Origin of the sequence: Algibacter marinivivus (assembly GCF_003143755.1) — a bacterium.
Classification (GTDB): Bacteria; Bacteroidota; Bacteroidia; order Flavobacteriales; family Flavobacteriaceae; genus Algibacter_B; species Algibacter_B marinivivus.
Genome location: NZ_QFRI01000001.1, coordinates 468,645 through 485,713, shown reverse-complemented (window position 1 = coordinate 485,713; position 17,069 = coordinate 468,645). Strand labels below are relative to the sequence as shown.

Sequence of the window (17,069 nt, the reverse complement as noted above, 5' to 3'; positions counted from 1 at the left end):
CTTAAGTTGATATGAAAAAAATAGTGCTCCTTCTATTATTTCCGCTTATGGGATTCTCTCAAGTAACTCTTGATGGGGTAGAGATGCTCTTTCAACAAAAGCAATTTAAAAAGGCAGAAACTCAAATTACAAATTTTTTAAAAGAACACCCAAATCATTTAAAGGCTACAGAGCTTTTAGGCGATGCTTATGGGCATCAAAAAAAATGGGATGATGCTATTGTAGAGTACAAGAAATTGGTTAAAACTAATCCTAATATAGCCAATTATCACTATAAATATGGTGGCGTTTTGGGTATGAAAGCACTCCAAAATAAACTCAAAGCTCTGGGTATAATTGGAGATATAAAAAATGCGTTTACTAAAGCTGCAGAGTTAGATGAAAACCACATTGATGCACGTTGGGCGTTGGTAGAATTATACATGCAACTTCCGGGTATTTTTGGCGGTAGTAAAAATAAATCGTTAAAATATGCTAATGAGTTAGAGGCGCTCTCAAAAGTAGATGGTTATTTAGCAAAAGGTTACGTCTACGAATATGATAACGAACCAGAATTAGCGGAGAAGTATTATAAAATGGCTATTGAAGAAGGGGGGTCGCTCACGTGTTTTAATAAGCTTGCAACCTTTTACGAAAACAAAAAACAACCAGAAAAAGCCATTTCTACCATAGAGCAAGCTCAAAAAAAGCATCAGCGCAATGCGTTGCACTATCAAATTGGTAAGGTGGCGGCAGAGTACAATATTCAACTCAGTAAAGGGGAGCAATGTCTACAAACCTACCTCAAAAATTATTCAGCTGCAGATGGCGTTCCTAAGGCCTGGGCGCATTACCGTTTAGCACAAATTCACACGCTTAAAAACAACAAAACTCAAGCATTAAAACATATCAATTTGGCAATCGCACAGCTACCCAAAATCAAGCCATTTAAAACGCAAAAGCAAAAAATTTTGAATCTTTAAAATTTGGGCGTTACCACAAGGGTCGGGCTTTCCAATACAATCTTTTTCTCGTGCATCAAAAAAGGATTTCCATTACAATCCCTAACGCAAAAAACTTCCGTCTTCCGTCTTTATCCTTCCAACTTCAATTCATATATTTACTTCATCATTTAGTTTCAATCTATCGGAATTATTTGAAATGATATTTTTTGAATTCAAAACCAAATCATGAACGTACATTTTATAGCCATCGGTGGAGCAGCAATGCACAATCTAGCATTAGCATTACATAACAAAGGATACAAAGTAACTGGGAGTGACGATACTATTTTTGAGCCCTCAAAATCCAGATTAGATGCAAAAGGTTTATTGCCAGAAACATTTGGTTGGTACTCAGAGAAAATAACATCAAATCTTGATGCTATTGTTTTAGGAATGCATGCCAAAGAAGATAATCCAGAATTATTAAAAGCTCAAGAACTCGGACTTAAAATATACAGCTACCCAGAATTTTTGTACGAGCAATCTAAACATAAAACTCGTGTAGTTATTGGTGGAAGCCATGGAAAAACAACCATAACCTCTATGATTTTGCATGTTATGCATTATCATGATAGAGAAGTAGATTATATGGTTGGTGCGCAACTTGAAGGTTTTGATGTGATGGTAAAACTTACCGAAACTAACGATTTTATTGTTCTAGAAGGTGATGAGTATTTAAGCTCTCCAATTGACAGACGTCCAAAATTTCATTTATATAAACCCAACATTGCGCTATTGAGTGGTATAGCATGGGATCATATTAACGTTTTTCCAACCTACGAAAATTATGTAGATCAGTTTAGCATTTTCGTAGACTCAATTGTAAAAGGAGGAAGCATTAATTACAACGAAGAAGATCCAGAAGTAAAACGTCTAGTAGAAGCAAGCGAGAACACTATTCGTAAAATAGCATACAAAACACCAGAATACAGTGTTGAAAACGGACAAACACTTCTTGAAACTCCAGAAGGCGAATTGCCAATCGAGGTTTTCGGGAAACACAACTTAAACAATTTAGCAGGCGCCAAATGGATCTGCCAACATATGGGAGTTGATGAAGACGATTTCTACGAAGCCATTTCAACCTTCAAAGGTGCTAGTAAACGTTTAGAAAAAATAGCCGAAAGTAAAACCAGTGTAGCCTACAAAGATTTTGCACACTCGCCCAGTAAAGTAGAGGCTACCACAAACGCTGTAAAAGAGCAGTATGAAAACAGAACTCTAGTAGCTTGTTTAGAATTACATACCTACAGTAGTTTAAATGCAGAGTTTTTAAAAGAATATAAAGGCGCACTTGATGCTGCAGATGTTGCTGTGGTTTTTTATTCGCCACATGCCGTAGAAATTAAAAAACTTGAAGAAGTTACTCACGAGCAAATTGCTAATGCGTTTCAGCGAGACGATTTAATTATCTACACTAACCCAAACGATTTTAAAGATTTTCTCTTCTCACAAAAATTTGATGATAAAGCCTTGTTATTGATGAGTTCTGGTAATTATGGTGGTTTGGATTTTGATGAGGTTAAAAACTTAATAGGTTAGGTTTATTATCTTCAATTTGTTATAACTTCTAAGCTAATTGAGTTATCACTCCTGCTATTATTAAAAAAGCAGAGCTTAGTAAAGCTTTTTTTAAACTTATTTTTTTACTTATAACTTTCACTCCAATTATAATCCCAATTATTGAAAAAATCGAATTCATCATTAGAATCCAATTTGGAATATAATATGTTGGGTAAAATTTAGTGAAATGATATTTATATAGTAGTCTTAAGCTAAACCAAATCCAAAATAAATTTATCAAAGCAATTATAACTCCAATTAGTTTAATTTTTTTTAAAAAAATTAAACATGACACTACTGTAAAAAATAGAATTCCTAATGTTCCAAAAGTCATTAAATCAATCCACATGTTGACATTGTGAATTCCTGCTGCAAAATAGTTTAGAATAACCTCAGATGACAACAATAATCCAATAGTAAGTGCTATAAATAATGATAAATGGATCAATATTATTTTTCTTTTATTCATCATTTAAAAAAAATTAAATCTTAAAACACTTCTCCAAAAAAGCCTCAACACTCTCTTGGTTAGCCCTCACTAATTCTGTTCTAGCATTTTCAACATCTTGTGGTTTTTTATCCTGAGAGAGTTTAAATTTTCCTTCCCAAGACTCAATTGTAATTTCAAACATCTTTATATAATCTAGATAGCCTTTCATGGCTCGATTATCAGGCTCTAAAACGTATTTATGGTCTGGAGCTTCCAAAAACTCAGTCATGGTAATTAAAGATTGTTTTAGCGCCTCTTTACTTTCAATGGCTTTTACTTTTCCTTTTAGATGTACTTTAATATAATTCCATGTTGGTAATTGTTTTGAAGCATAAACACTTGGGGAAATATAACATTGCGGGCCAGAAAAAATGATTGTGAGATCATTATCGTCTTTCATGAGTTCTGCCTGCGGATTGTAAATATCAATATGCCCAATGAGTTTGCCAGCTTCATTGTAAATTAACGGTAAGTGTGTTATTAGTGGTTTATTATCCTTAACTGAAATAATTGTTGCTAAAGGATAGGTTTTAATCACTTCAATCATGTGATTAATATCGTTGTCTTGATGATGTTTTGGTGGATATTTCAAAGTGTTTGTTCTTTCAGCGAAAGCGTGAATTTATTTTAGTTAATAATTCTATTGCTTCTGAAATTTACAATATTTATCTTTAACCAATGCAAGAAAAACCATCGTCATTTTCAATAAAAAACTGGAGTCAAGACGATCAACCACGTGAAAAATTACTTTACAAAGGTAAATCCGCTTTAAGTGATGCGGAACTTGTTGCCATCTTAATAGGTTCTGGAAACCGTGAAGAAAGCGCTGTAGATTTATGCAAACGTATTTTGTCAAGTACCAATAATAATTTAAGCGAACTAGGAAAGCTTTCTATTAAACAACTTATGGAGTTTAAAGGTATTGGTGAAGCTAAAGCCATAAGTATTATTGCAGCACTAGAATTAGGGAGACGACGTAGGGGAGAAGAAGCTCTAGAGAAAAAGAAGATTGCATCTAGTGCATCGGTTTTTGAATTGATGCAACCTATTATTGGTGAATTAGAACACGAAGAGTTTTGGATTATTTACCTAAATAACTCCAATAAAGTGATTCATAAAAACCAATTAAGTAAAGGAGGCATTACTGGTACTTTAGTAGATGTAAGATTAGTGCTTAAAAATGCTTTGGAAGTTGGAGCTACGGGACTTGTTCTAGCTCATAATCATCCATCTGGAACATTAAAACCTAGTGAAGCAGATAAGCAAATTACCCAAAAATTAAAAACTGCGGCACAAAGTTTAGATATAAAAGTTTTAGACCACTTGATTATAACAGAAAAAGCATACTTTAGTTTTGCTGATGAAACTCTACTTTAATGCTTTTAGTTTATACTCATAAAATATCGCCCAGATTAAATTATGTATTCAAACATATTTGTACCAGAATTTTAGGTGTTAAAGTTGGGTTTACTACTAAAATAGAAGCCTTTATTGCTCATGATAGTTTAAAAATGTCTTACACAAAACAACAATTGGGTAATGAGTTTTTTATTAAAAGTCATGAGATTTTATTTGAGCAAGGTTTAAGTGATATTGATATTAATATCCATCAATGGGAAAACACTAAATGTTTTTTTTCACTTGGAGAGAAGAGCGCTATCCCTTTTGATATTTTTTCTGCATCATTTTATTTGCTATCCAGATATGAAGAATATTTACCGCACGTAAAAGACGAGTATGGACGTTTTACAGCTAAAGAAAGTTTAGCTTTTAAAGAAGGCTTTTTGAAACAACCCGTTGTAGATATTTGGGCATATAAATTTAGAGACGCATTACAAAAGCAGTTTCCAGAATTTAAATTCCCAAAACGGACTTATAAAATAAAACCAGTAATAGATGTACCAAGTGCTTATAACTATAAGTTGAAAGGTATTATGCGAACATTTGGAGGTGCTTTAAAGGATTTTTCAAGATTAAGACTTAAAAGCTTATATACCAGATTTACCGTGCTTCTTGGTTTTAGACATGATCCTTTTGATACGTTTAAATATTTGATTAATAGACAAAAAACCTCTCAGTTTAAATTTCTATTCTTTTTTTTAATTGGTGATTATTCTACGTATGATAAAGGAATTAACCCGAATAAAAAGAAGTTTGTATCACTTATTAAACACGTAGGTGACTATTGTAAAATAGGTTTGAAAATATCTTATTTTGCTCTTGATAATGATACGCTTCTTAAAAAAGAGAAGAAAAGAATAGAAGAAATTTTAAATACCAATTTAGAAGCTTCCAGACAATCTTTTTCTAAATTAAATTTACCTGAGACTTACAGAAATTTAATTGCATTAGAAATAAAAGAGGATTACACTATGGGTTATGTAAATCATATTGGATTTAGAGCAGGTTCTTGTACATCTTTCTTATTTTACGATTTAGATTATGAGGTTCAAACACCGTTAAAAATAACTCCATACCATTTTATGGACCATGCTTTATTAAAGCATAAATCTTTACTTGACAAGAAAAAGGTTTTAAACGAAATGATATCCGAAATTAAAGAGGTTGATGGTGAGTTTGTTCCTGTTTTTCATAATTATACGTTTGGTGATGAAAAGCAATGGAAAGGCTTTAAAGAATTGTTTAACCTAATATTAGAATCTCCTAATGAAGTTTAAAGGTATTACAGATGTGTTTTTTGATTTAGACCACACGCTTTGGGATTTTGATAAAAACTCTGCATTAACATTTGAGAAAATATTCAAAATTAATCGTGTAGATGTCAATATTGATGATTTTTTAACTCAGTATGTACCAATTAATTTAAAATATTGGAGGCTTTATAGAGAAGATAAAATTGCAAAGGAAGATTTACGTTTTACGAGATTAAATGAAACTTTTAAGGTTATTAATTTTGAAGCAAATGATGATTTAGTATATAAATTATCAGAAGATTATATTACATATTTAAGCACATTTAACCATCTTTTTGAAAACACATTTGAAATTTTAGATTATTTAAGTGAAAATTATAAATTACATATTATAACCAATGGGTTTGATGAGGTACAGTATAAAAAAATGAGTCATTCAAAAATTGAACATTATTTTGATACGATTACTAACTCTGAAAATGCAGGCGTAAAAAAACCAAACCCTGTAATATTTAATTATGCTTTGGATCTTGCAAATACTAATGCAAGTAGCAGTGTTATGATTGGCGATAGTTATGAGGCTGATGTTTTAGGAGCAATAAACATTGGTATGGATGTTGTTTATTTTGATATCTACAATACAACTATTGATAGTAATATTAGACAAATAAATAATTTAATACAATTAAAAAAATATCTTTAAGTTTTATTATTAAGCTTAAAAGCAAACTCTATATTTACAAATAGAATAAATAATTTATAATATGAAGACTAAGTTTTTTTCCATTATTCTCACATGCTTTGTAATTTCTTCTGTATTTTCTCAAAGCAGTATTAATAGTTATAAATATATTATTGTTCCTGAGAGATTTGATTTTTTAAAGGAGAAAGATCAATATCAGATTAATTCTTTGACCCAATTTTTATTTAATAAATATGGATTTGAAGCTGTGATACAAGGTTCTGATTATCCTGAAGATTTGATTGGTAATAGATGTCTAGCATTAAACTCTGATGTTACCAAAGAATCTGGTGTGTTTAAAACGAAATTAAAAATTGAACTTAGGGATTGTAATGATAAAATTGTTTTTACTTCTAAAATTGGTGAGAGTAGAGAAAAGGAATTTAAAGTTGCTTATAATTTAGCCATTCGTGATGCATTTAGATCTATTGAAGCTTTGAATTATAAGTATGAGCCCAATGAAAATATAACATCTCTTAATACAACAAGTAAGTCTCAAGCTAATGCTGAGGTTTCTGAAGAAATAAAGCAGTTAAAAAAAGAAATACAAAATTTAAAGAAAGAAAAAGAGGTTGTTAATGAAGTTACTAAACCTAAAGTGGGTACTCCAAAAGTAGCAAAACCGAAGGCTAAAACTGTAGTACAAAGTAAGGTAAGTGAAACTCCTGTAATTCAAGGAGTATCTAATGTATTGTATGCACAGGCTATAGGTAACGGTTTTCAGTTGGTAGATAGCTCTCCAAAGGTGATTTACAGAATCAAACATACTAATTTAAAGGATGTTTTTCTTGTTGAAGGAAATAGTGCTGTAATTTATAAGAAAGGGAACGATTGGGTTATTGAATATTATTCTGGTAACACTTTGGAGCAGGAAACTTTAAATATTAAGTTCTAGAAGTTTGTTTTGAAAACGTAACTTTGCGTTAGGGATTGTAATGGAAATCCTTTTTAGAGGCACGAGAAAAAGATTGTATTGAAAAGCCCGACCCTTGTGGTAACGCTCAATAAATAAAATTAGTAGTTGTACTTATCTTTCCAACGTTGTTTTAAAAATTCGCGTTGTGCATTTTCGCGAGTGTTGTTTCCAGGTTCGTAAAAGGTTTCGTTTTTAATTTCTTCTGGTAAAAACTCTTCTTTAGCAAAATTATTTTCGTAGTTGTGTGCGTACTTGTAATTATCGCCATAACCAAGCTCCTTCATGAGTTTTGTAGGGGCGTTTCTGATAGCCAAAGGCACACTTAAATCACCAGTTTGTTTTACCAATTGTTGTGCTTTGCCAATAGCCATATATGCTGCGTTACTCTTGGGGGAACAGGCTAAATACGTGGCGCACTGGCTTAAAACAATGCGTGATTCTGGGTAACCAATGGTGGTTACCGCCTGAAATGTATTGTTGGCAATTACGAGTGCCGTGGGGTTGGCATTTCCGATATCTTCGCTTGCGGAAATAAGTAAACGACGCGCGATAAACTTAACGTCTTCGCCTCCTTCAATCATACGAGCCAACCAATAAACAGCGCCATTAGGGTCGCTGCCTCTTATAGATTTTATAAACGCCGAAATTATATCATAATGTTGTTCGCCTGTTTTATCATAGCGTACGGTGTTATTTTGAATTTTTTCTAAAACGGCTTCGTCTGTAATTTCTATAGTATCTGTGTTGTATGAGTTTACCAAAAGCTCAAAAATATTAAGCAGTTTTCTAGCATCTCCACCAGATAGTCTTAACAAAGCATTGGTTTCTTTTAGTGTAATGTTCTTTTTAGAAATATACTCGTCGGTTTCAATGGCACGTTTTAAAAGGGTTTCTAAATCAACTTTATCAAAAGCATTTAAAATATAGACTTGGCAACGGGATAAAAGAGCAGAAATAACCTCAAAACTAGGGTTCTCAGTAGTGGCTCCAATAAGTGTTATCCAGCCTTTTTCAACGGCTTGTAAAAGGGAGTCTTGCTGAGATTTACTAAACCTATGAATCTCATCAATAAACAAAATCGGGTTTTTTGTGGTAAACAATCCACCACTTTGTTTCGCCTTATCAATAACCTCTCTGATATCTTTTACACCAGAATTTATGGCGCTTAAAGTATAAAACGGTCTGCCAGATTCTGTGGCAATAATGTTTGCAAGGGTGGTTTTCCCTGTTCCTGGAGGTCCCCAAAAAATCATCGAAGGTATCAATCCCTGCTTTATATGCTGTGATAGTGCACCACCTTCTCCTACCAAATGTGCTTGACTTACGTAGTCTTTCAAGGTTTTTGGCCGCAATCGTTCCGCTAATGGGGCATTCACATTCATAAAACAAAATTACATGAAACTTCCATAACGAACAAGTTAGTAACTAATAGAATAATTAAATGGATGCTACGTGTGTCCTTTGAAAAATAATAGAAATAAATACTTAAAATTATTTAAGTTTTTGGCGTGTCCCCCGAATAAAAATCGGGGGTCGGGCTTTTTGTTACAAGTCCTCGCTCGTACCTCGCTGTGGGCTTTCCACTGCAATCCCTCACGCGGGCGCATCTGACAATTTAGCACATTATCCAAACTTGGATAACTATTTGCTAACTTTATTTTTATGAAAAACAGAGAACATTTTCAATTCTCAACTGGCGTAGTTGCTTATCCTATATTTTTTGTGCTAACTATTTGGTTAGTATTCTGGTTCGAAGTACGCTTTGGTTACAACTTTAGCAAATATGGAGTTTATCCACAAACACTTAAAGGATTAAGAGGTGTTTTACTGAGCCCTTTTATTCATGGTGATATCAAACACATTTACCATAATACAGTACCGTTATTTGTCCTTTCTACGGCGTTGTTTTATTTCTACAGGCATATTGCTTGGAAAGTAATTATCTACGGTATACTACTATCAGGGTTTCTTACTTGGTGTATTGGTAGGCCATCTTATCATATTGGTGTAAGCGGACTTATCTATGTCCTTGTAAGCTTCACATTTTTTAAAGGTGTTTTTGCTAAACATTACAGGCTTATAGCCTTATCTTTAATGGTAATATTTCTATACGGAAGTATGATTTGGTATACTTTGCCTATTGAAAAAGGGATTTCTTGGGAAGGACATCTGGCAGGATTAGTTACAGGTTTATTATTCGCGTTATTATTCAGGAAAGAAATTGCAAAACCAAAAAAATATGTTTGGGAACAAGAAAATTATAATGAAGACGATGATCCCTTTTTAAAACATTTTGACGAAAACGGAAATTTTATAGAAACTGTTGAACCTGAAATAGAGGAGGAGCAACTCAATATCAATTATCATTTCACAAAAGAAAATCCTGAAAAAGATTAGTATAAAATATATTTAAGATACTTTGTTGAAATTTAGATGAGAATGACTGCGACTGTTTACTTAATTCTTCGCTGTCTTACCACTTCATATAAAAAAGCACCACAAGCTACAGAAACATTTAAAGATTCAATATCACCAAGCAAAGGGAGTTTAGCTTTAGCATCTACTACTTTTAATGTTGACGGATTAATACCCCTACCTTCAGACCCCATAATAATGGCACAAGGATCAGTAAACGATACATCATAAAGTGTATCATTTGTTTTTTCAGTAGCAGCAATAACTTTTACACCAGAAGCCTGCATGTAAAATACGGCATCTTTAATATGGTCTACTTTACAAATCGGAATTTTAAACACCGCACCAGCACTTGTTTTAATGGTATCACCATTTACAGGGGCGCCACCTTTTTTTTGGATTATAATCCCATCTACACCAGTACATTCTGCAGTTCTAATTATAGCTCCAAAATTTCTAACATCACTTAATTGATCTAACAGAAGAAAAAGTGGTGTTTTACCAGATTCCATAACATTCATAACTAGGGTTTCCATATCATGGAACTCAATAGGAGAAATCTGAGCAACAGCACCTTGATGGTTTTTCTTGGTTAATCTATTTAACTTCTCAATAGGTACATAAGATTTGTTGATAGATTTCTTGTTTAAAAGAGATTCTAACTCGCTAAATAATTCACCTCTTTCACCTTTTTGTAGAAATACTTTATCTATAGTTTCACCAGCATTAATAGCTTCTATAATAGCTCTAATACCGAATATTTGTGTTTGGTTTTCCATTGGGGTAAAGGTATAAAAAAACCACTCTTAAAAAGAGTGGTTTTTTTATCATTTAAATATATTTATTTGTGATAACTTAGTTTTGGAAAACTACAGCTCCAGAGTCAACATTAGTAACTGTGTAACTAGTACCTGAAATATTTAATACATATCTTACTAAATATGCATCTGCATTACCTTGACGATCTCCTCCTGTATCTGTATCCCAAACACCAGTTAAATCATCAGTTGAATCTGTAACTCCAACTTGTGCAAATGTAATCATAGCAGGGATATCTATATTTGTTGCAGGTGGTACAGCACCAGCAGTAGACCAAAAACTTGGTACTAACCAGTAATTACCATCTGCTAAAGCTCCTGCAGGAATTCTAATTCCTTCTGGACAGCTACTGTAACTAGTTGCTACTATTCCTGAGAAATCTGCAGTGTAGATTTCTAAGTCTAAATCCATATCACAAAGATGATGCTCATCCCCATCTGAATCTAAATAAATAGCATCCCAATCTAATTGAACTTTGAAATCATCAGTTTCTGAATTTTGAATAGTAAAAGTTGTTGATGGAAAAGAAGTGTTAGGGTTAACTAAAAACTTATTTGCCAAAGATGGTCCACTTTCAATAGTCAATTCAGCAGTCTCAGTACCTTCAATCTCTTCATCATCAAGTATCATTACCATTACTTGAGTTGAAGTTGTATAAGCTGCAATAGTACCGTTTTCTACTTCAAAATCCTCATGTAACGTAGCGTTTCCACCAGTTTGAACAATAGAAAAATCTATTGCTTCAGAGATTGGCTTATCCAAAACAATGTTATAAGTAAAAACGGTTTGATTGTTTTCGTTTACTGTAGTATTACCACCAGTAAGAGTAAAGGTAGGAGTAGGATATCTACTTGTACTACCTATATCAGCTGGATCTACACTAGCTTTTTCCGCATCACAACCAACAATCAGAAGTGCTACAATAGCTAGGTTTAATATATATTTAATTTTTTTCATCTTTAATCGTTTATAGTTTTACAAAATATTATAGTGGAGTGTATGTAGCGAAATATTCTCTACAATCACTTGCACAAACCGTGTAAGTAAATGTTATTACTCCAGTATCAGGATTGACACTACTTGACCCACTTACACCTTCAACTATATTTGAGTAAAGGTTAACTAAGTTTTGTGCTGGTATAGTAATTTGATCACAAACATCTACAAAATCAAAACCAGGAGTTCCTCCAATTGCACCAGGTCCACCAGTGATTTCCCAGTGACCAGCAGCACGTGTTCTATATTGTCCATCACCAGTTTTGTCGATAATGTCTGAACCAGTGTAAGTTTGATCTATACCTGATGAAGATCTTACATATCTTACAGATACACTATACGCTCCCTCTAATTCAGAAGAACATAAATATAATAAATTGATATCAATAGAGCCAGTTCTACCATTTGGAACAACTTGACCACTTGAAACTTCACTAATATTCAAAGTTAACACAGGAGTTTCAGCTAAAGGAGGTTCTATACCATCTGTTAAAACTGTAAACCCTAAATTGCTTATTAGGTTATTTGCAGAAGAAACTGTTACGGTTTTGTTTGGTAATTGGTAATGAACACCTTCAACAGCTGTTGATGAAGGATCAATAGAAATTGATGCTGTAAATTCACCTGTTACATCTTCAAATGTTGGTCCATTTACTTCAATTGGTAGTACAAAATCATAAGTACTACCATCTGCAGTAGCGGTAGCATTAAATGATCCCGTTGAGAACCCAACAAAGTTTGGTCCTTGGTCGTTGTTATCACTTGGCGCTGAATCATCTACTAAACAAGAAGTAAACATCAACGAAACAAGTAAAATTGTAATGTGTTTAATATAATTTTTCATAATCTTTTTTTTTAATTTGCCCAAAATATTTTATCATTAAATGCATTAGGCTGTGGAGGAACATTGGCTGCGTTAGCTGTTAATTCACTAGCAGGATAGAATAAACGCACTGGTCTTTCTGGTGTAGTTGCTAATAAAGATATTGGTAAACCTGAAGGATAACCAGTTCTTGTGTAATCAAACCATGATTGAACCGCGTCGATTCCATTAGTAGCAATCCATTTTTGTGTAATAATTGCTTCCAATTTATTTGGCGAAGAATCCCAAGCAACTAAAGCTCTTGGTTGACTGATGTAATCTGAAAAACCTGGGTCACCTAAGTAAGAGAAAGAAGATTGAATACCACTTTCATAAGCAGCTTTAGCATCTCCAGTTAAATCTCCATTTAAGATAGCTTCAGCCTGTAAGAAGTAAGCATCAGCTAATGTGAATATTACAGCAGGCATTGTAGCGCCTTTTAAGATACCAGGGCCTATGTTAGAAACAAACTGAGGATCAAATTGATCAACAATAGGAACATCGTAGTCTTGTAAACCTTGAACAACACCTAAATGACCTGTAGCTGGCTCTTCGTATATGTAACTAATTCTTGAGTCACTAGTACCATCTAAATAATCTAAAACAAATTGAGTAGCACAAGTAGCATTATTGTTATTTGTTATGGTTCCACCAGAATCAGCACCAAAAGCATTCCAAAAAGGGTTTTGTTGATTTTCAACCACAGCATAACCTGGTTGCACTGTTACTTCTTGATCTATAAAACCAACTGAAGCCATTCCAGTAAAATCCCCACTTCCTTGTCTAACTAATACTCTTAATTTAACGGTGTTGGCAAATTTTTTCCATGTAGCCATATCACCACCAAACATAATGTCATCACTACCAGGTACTAAATCACTTCCATCAGCGCCATCTATTAACGCCATGGCCATATCTAATTCACTAACAATTCCTTGGTAAACTGCTTCAGCATCATCATAAGCAGGAGTTGGATTACCACCTCTTTGAAGTGCTTCAGAATAAGGAATATCACCATATAAATCTACTAAAATTTGGAAATGATAAGATTCCATAATTTTACCAATAGCTTTATAATTGTCGTATTGATCTCCATAGCTCTGTAATACTCTATATTGTTTTAGAGCATCTCTATAAGATCTAGTCCAAATTATTTGGTAAAATGATGAAGTAACGTTGTATAAAAATTCGTCATTATACCAAGAGAAACCATCAGATTGACTCCAGTTATACACCATCATATTACCTAAATTGTTGGTATATCTGTTTCTTTGAACTATTTCTCCACTCCAATATTGTGCTATTGGTAATACAAGTTCTGGACCTAAAACATCACCAGTTGGACTGTTTTTATCCGTATTAACGTCTAGGTAACTTTCACTACATGATACTATAAATATTGTAGCAAACAGTATACCTATATACTTTAAACTTTTTTTCATTTTTCTTTTATTTTTTAAAATTCTATATTAATGTTGAAACCATAAGACTGTGTTGGAGGTCCTTGGAAATAACCACCAATACCAATACCATTACCAGCTGGTCCATTGTTATTACTAAACTCAGGATCAGAGAATCTATTTTCTTTAGGTAACCACGTAAATAAATTACGTCCTATTATACCCACAGTTAATTTTCTTACAGCAATTTTATCTAAGAATTTTTGAGGTAAATTGTAGCTTAAAGAAATTTCTCTAAGTTTTACAGCTGTAGCATCTCTTACATAGTTTTCTTTAATTTCATTGTAAGTATTCGTCCAGAAATCTTGTAAACCATCTGTAATTGGAATATTAGTATTTTCAGCAAAAACACCAGGACTAGTTTCAACAACTGAATTTGGCCAAACAAAATCTTGTCTGTTAGCAGATACACTCTCTTGAGATCTTCCTGTAAATTCCATTCTGTCAGAACCTTGTGCATAATACACATGACCTGTTCTATAATCAAAAGTTGCTGATAATCTAAAGTCTTTATAATTTATAGACGAGTTTAAACCTATGATATAATCTGGAACCGTAGAACCTAAATTCTTTAATCCAGACTGTGGGTTATCTCCACTTAATTGAGTTGTACTAATTGGGTTACCATTAGCTGGGTCAATAACTACATTACCACTTGGATCTCTATAATAAGCTGATGCTTTTAGAGCTGGCCATTGTTGTCCTTCAATTGCAAAAACACCAAATTCTCCAGTTGTTGCAAGAGCAATTTCTTCACCACTAACTGAAGCGTCTCCAATTTCATTAACGATGGCTTCGTTGGTAGTATAATTGATATTTACATCCCATGAAAAATCTTCAGTTTTTAAAACTGTAGCACCAATACTTAGTTCAAAACCAGTACTTTCAATTTCACCAATATTTGTTAATAAACCATTACCACCAGAAGATGTTGGAGCAGTTCTTGTTACAATATTATCAGTGATGAATGTTTTAAAGTAAGAACCGTCAATAGTAACTCTATTATTAAAAAGTCCAAGATTTAAACCAAACTCAGTTGTGTTCACTTTTTCTTTCTTGATACCAGCATCTATAAAACTATCTTGTTGTTCAAAACCTGAAGCTCCAGGGAATGGGAAACCAAGAGGAGCAGTAAAAGATTCTATAATTTGTTCAGCTCCTAAATCATTATATACGGTAGAATTACTTGCAGTAATTTTAGCGTAGTTTAGAACATCACTTTTCATGTCAGGAATGGCATCTGTTAATACAGCAGATAAACCGATTGCAGGGTAGAAATAACTATTATCATCTGGGTTAAGAGTAGATGTTGAATCGTATCTACCAGATGCATTTAAGAATAAAAAGTTTTTATATCCAAAAGTTACATCTCCAAAAACACCATATATTCTTCTCTCAAAATCATTACTAACAGGAGTTTGTACACTACCTGCATTACTTAAGTCATATAAACCTGGAACAGCTAAGTTATCACCTCTTACAGATCTAGAAGAGAATTGATTTGTTAAACTGTTGGCACCAAGTATAGTTTTTAAGGTAATATCTTCAGTTAAGTTAAAATTAGCAGTTGCTAATAAATCAACTGTGTAATCTGTACGTTGGAAATTAGAATCTCTCAGAAAAGATGTATTTCCTGTAGGTCTAGTGTATGCGTTAGTAAAAACTTGAGCATCTCTCCATTCTTTTCCTTGACCCGTAAAGAAGTTTCCACCTAATCTGGCAGTAACATTTAACCAATCTGTTGCTTCCCAAGAAGCACTAACGTTTCCTGTTAAACGATTTGTTTTGTCAGTATCTCTACTAGTATCTACCATATGATAAGGGTTTTGATAATACCCATTATAATACCCATCAGGAGAAGAAAATAAATCATTTCTCCAATCTTTATAATTTTCAATTGGAATATTAGCTGATTGATTTAAAACAAACCAATATAAACCTCTGTCTTGAGCACCTAATGTGTTACCTATATCATTTGTGTTGTCTCTAAAAAATGAAGAGTTTAAAGAAATAGTTACATCACCAAGTTTTTTTGATGCATTAGCTCTAACAGTTGTTCTTCTATAAGTGTCGTTAGGTGTAATCCCATCAGTTCTTTGATTACCAACAGAAAGATACATGCTTCCAGTATCATTACCACCACTTAGATAAAAAGTGTTTTGTACTGTATTACCAGTTTCAAAGAAATTTCTAGCGTTGTCTTTTACAGGAGCATAAGGTAAAGTTTGAAAAGTACCATCCGCAAAAGTTGGTCCTACTTGTCTGACTGTTCCATCAAAACGAGGTCCCCAGTTAGTATTTTCAATAGGGTCATAAGCACCTTGCCATCCAGTACCATATTCACTTTGGAAATCTGGCATGTAAGCTACATCCTCAAATGTAACAGCAGTATTAACTCCTATTGTAATATTTTCTCCTCTTGAACCTTTTTTTGTTGTAACAATAAGAACACCATTACTCGCTTGAGCTCCATACAATGCAGCAGCAGTAGCACCTTTAAGTACGTTTAAACTTTCTATATCATTAGGGTTCAAATCATCAAAAGCTCCAGTACTTGAGATAGCACCATCAATTACTATTAAAGCTTGGTTGTTTTGTCCAATAGATCTAACACCACGTAAAAGAATTTGAGATGAAGGATTTACACCATTATTTTGAACATTAATCTGTAAACCTGCAACTTTACCAGCTAAAGCACTTGCTGCTCTGGTAGATTGTGCTTGGTTTAGTAATTGTTCGTCTACTTTCTCGGTTTGATAAGTAATCTCTCGTTTCTCTCTTTTAATACCGAAGGCTGTTACAACTACCTCTTCTAAAGATTCTGCATCTTCTTGTAATGTAACATTGATTGTGTTTGAGGCTCCTACTGAAACTTCTTTGGTAGTGTAACCAACAAAACTAAATACAAGAGTACTTCCTTGATTCGCTTTTATTGAATACTTACCGTCAAAATCTGAAGATGTACCAGAAGAAGTACCTTTAACTAAGACAGTTGCTCCAGGTAAAGGTAGACCAGAACCATCTGATACTGTACCTGAAATTGTCTTTTCTTGTGCGAACGTTAGTTGCACAACAAACGCTAGTAATAGCGTTAGAATTCCACTAAACTTTGTTTTCATTTTATAATTATTTGAATTAGTCAATGCCAAAAATCATAAAATTATCTTAA

15 protein-coding genes are annotated in these 17,069 nt (G+C 33.2%); 7 read left to right on the top strand and 8 right to left on the bottom strand.

Features of this window, described 5'->3' with window-relative positions; genetic code table 11:
* The first annotated feature begins 11 nt into the window (after positions 1 to 11).
* Together DIS18_RS02370 and DIS18_RS02365 are read left to right on the top strand one after the other, a co-directional pair.
* Positions 12 to 962: a tetratricopeptide repeat protein gene (locus tag DIS18_RS02370; protein WP_109351430.1), complete on the top strand. Its 951-nt coding sequence runs from the start codon at positions 12 to 14 to the stop codon at positions 960 to 962.
* A 207-nt stretch (positions 963 to 1,169) separates the two neighbouring features.
* A complete protein-coding gene (locus DIS18_RS02365) occupies positions 1,170 to 2,525 on the top strand; it encodes a UDP-N-acetylmuramate--L-alanine ligase (protein ID WP_109351429.1) in 1,356 nt (451 codons plus the stop codon).
* 28 nt (positions 2,526 to 2,553) lie between these two features.
* On the opposite strand, the gene DIS18_RS02360 is transcribed toward DIS18_RS02365, so the two are convergent.
* Both DIS18_RS02360 and DIS18_RS02355 read right to left on the bottom strand, forming a co-directional pair.
* Complete coding sequence (locus DIS18_RS02360) at positions 2,554 to 3,015, bottom strand: hypothetical protein (protein WP_146191784.1); 462 nt, start codon at positions 3,013 to 3,015, stop codon at positions 2,554 to 2,556.
* A 13-nt stretch (positions 3,016 to 3,028) separates the two neighbouring features.
* Positions 3,029 to 3,628 carry an FMN-binding negative transcriptional regulator gene (locus DIS18_RS02355; RefSeq protein ID WP_109351427.1) on the bottom strand — a complete coding sequence of 200 codons (600 nt, stop codon included), beginning with the start codon at positions 3,626 to 3,628 and terminating at the stop codon, positions 3,029 to 3,031.
* Between the two features lie 86 nt (positions 3,629 to 3,714).
* On the opposite strand from DIS18_RS02355, the gene radC reads away from it, so the two are divergent.
* From radC to DIS18_RS02335, 4 genes are all read left to right on the top strand, one after another.
* On the top strand, positions 3,715 to 4,413 hold the full coding sequence (gene radC, locus DIS18_RS02350; RefSeq protein WP_109351426.1) for a RadC family protein: 699 nt from the start codon (positions 3,715 to 3,717) through the stop codon (positions 4,411 to 4,413).
* The gene (locus DIS18_RS02345) at positions 4,413 to 5,714 is read left to right on the top strand and encodes a polysaccharide deacetylase family protein (protein ID WP_109351425.1); all 1,302 of its coding nucleotides are present in this window, start codon (positions 4,413 to 4,415) and stop codon (positions 5,712 to 5,714) included. The genes radC and DIS18_RS02345 overlap by 1 nt, the downstream gene beginning before the upstream one ends.
* Positions 5,704 to 6,393, top strand: coding sequence for a YjjG family noncanonical pyrimidine nucleotidase (locus DIS18_RS02340; protein ID WP_109351424.1), 690 nt, complete (start codon positions 5,704 to 5,706; stop codon positions 6,391 to 6,393). Before DIS18_RS02345 ends, DIS18_RS02340 begins: the two co-directional genes overlap by 11 nt.
* A 61-nt stretch (positions 6,394 to 6,454) precedes the next feature.
* Positions 6,455 to 7,327: a hypothetical protein gene (locus DIS18_RS02335; RefSeq protein ID WP_109351423.1), complete on the top strand. Its 873-nt coding sequence runs from the start codon at positions 6,455 to 6,457 to the stop codon at positions 7,325 to 7,327.
* A 119-nt stretch (positions 7,328 to 7,446) separates the two neighbouring features.
* Here DIS18_RS02335 and DIS18_RS02330 read toward each other — a convergent pair whose 3' ends face one another.
* On the bottom strand, positions 7,447 to 8,724 hold the full coding sequence (locus DIS18_RS02330; RefSeq protein ID WP_109352559.1) for a replication-associated recombination protein A: 1,278 nt from the start codon (positions 8,722 to 8,724) through the stop codon (positions 7,447 to 7,449).
* 286 nt (positions 8,725 to 9,010) lie between these two features.
* On the opposite strand from DIS18_RS02330, the gene DIS18_RS02325 reads away from it, so the two are divergent.
* Positions 9,011 to 9,745: a rhomboid family intramembrane serine protease gene (locus DIS18_RS02325; RefSeq protein ID WP_109351422.1), complete on the top strand. Its 735-nt coding sequence runs from the start codon at positions 9,011 to 9,013 to the stop codon at positions 9,743 to 9,745.
* 56 nt (positions 9,746 to 9,801) lie between these two features.
* Here the strand turns inward: DIS18_RS02325 and rlmB are convergent, their stop codons facing one another.
* From rlmB to DIS18_RS02300, 5 genes are all read right to left on the bottom strand, one after another.
* Positions 9,802 to 10,542: a 23S rRNA (guanosine(2251)-2'-O)-methyltransferase RlmB gene (rlmB, locus tag DIS18_RS02320; RefSeq protein WP_109351421.1), complete on the bottom strand. Its 741-nt coding sequence runs from the start codon at positions 10,540 to 10,542 to the stop codon at positions 9,802 to 9,804.
* Between the two features lie 76 nt (positions 10,543 to 10,618).
* Complete coding sequence (locus DIS18_RS02315; protein ID WP_109351420.1) at positions 10,619 to 11,539, bottom strand: hypothetical protein; 921 nt, start codon at positions 11,537 to 11,539, stop codon at positions 10,619 to 10,621.
* 28 nt (positions 11,540 to 11,567) lie between these two features.
* Positions 11,568 to 12,422, bottom strand: a complete 855-nt coding sequence (locus DIS18_RS02310) for a hypothetical protein (RefSeq protein WP_109351419.1) — start codon at positions 12,420 to 12,422, stop codon at positions 11,568 to 11,570.
* Positions 12,423 to 12,433: 11 nt separating this feature from the next.
* The gene (locus DIS18_RS02305; protein WP_109351418.1) at positions 12,434 to 13,882 is read right to left on the bottom strand and encodes a SusD/RagB family nutrient-binding outer membrane lipoprotein; all 1,449 of its coding nucleotides are present in this window, start codon (positions 13,880 to 13,882) and stop codon (positions 12,434 to 12,436) included.
* A gap of 14 nt (positions 13,883 to 13,896) precedes the next feature.
* A complete protein-coding gene (locus tag DIS18_RS02300; protein ID WP_109351417.1) occupies positions 13,897 to 17,019 on the bottom strand; it encodes a SusC/RagA family TonB-linked outer membrane protein in 3,123 nt (1,040 codons plus the stop codon).
* Positions 17,020 to 17,069 lie beyond the last annotated feature (50 nt).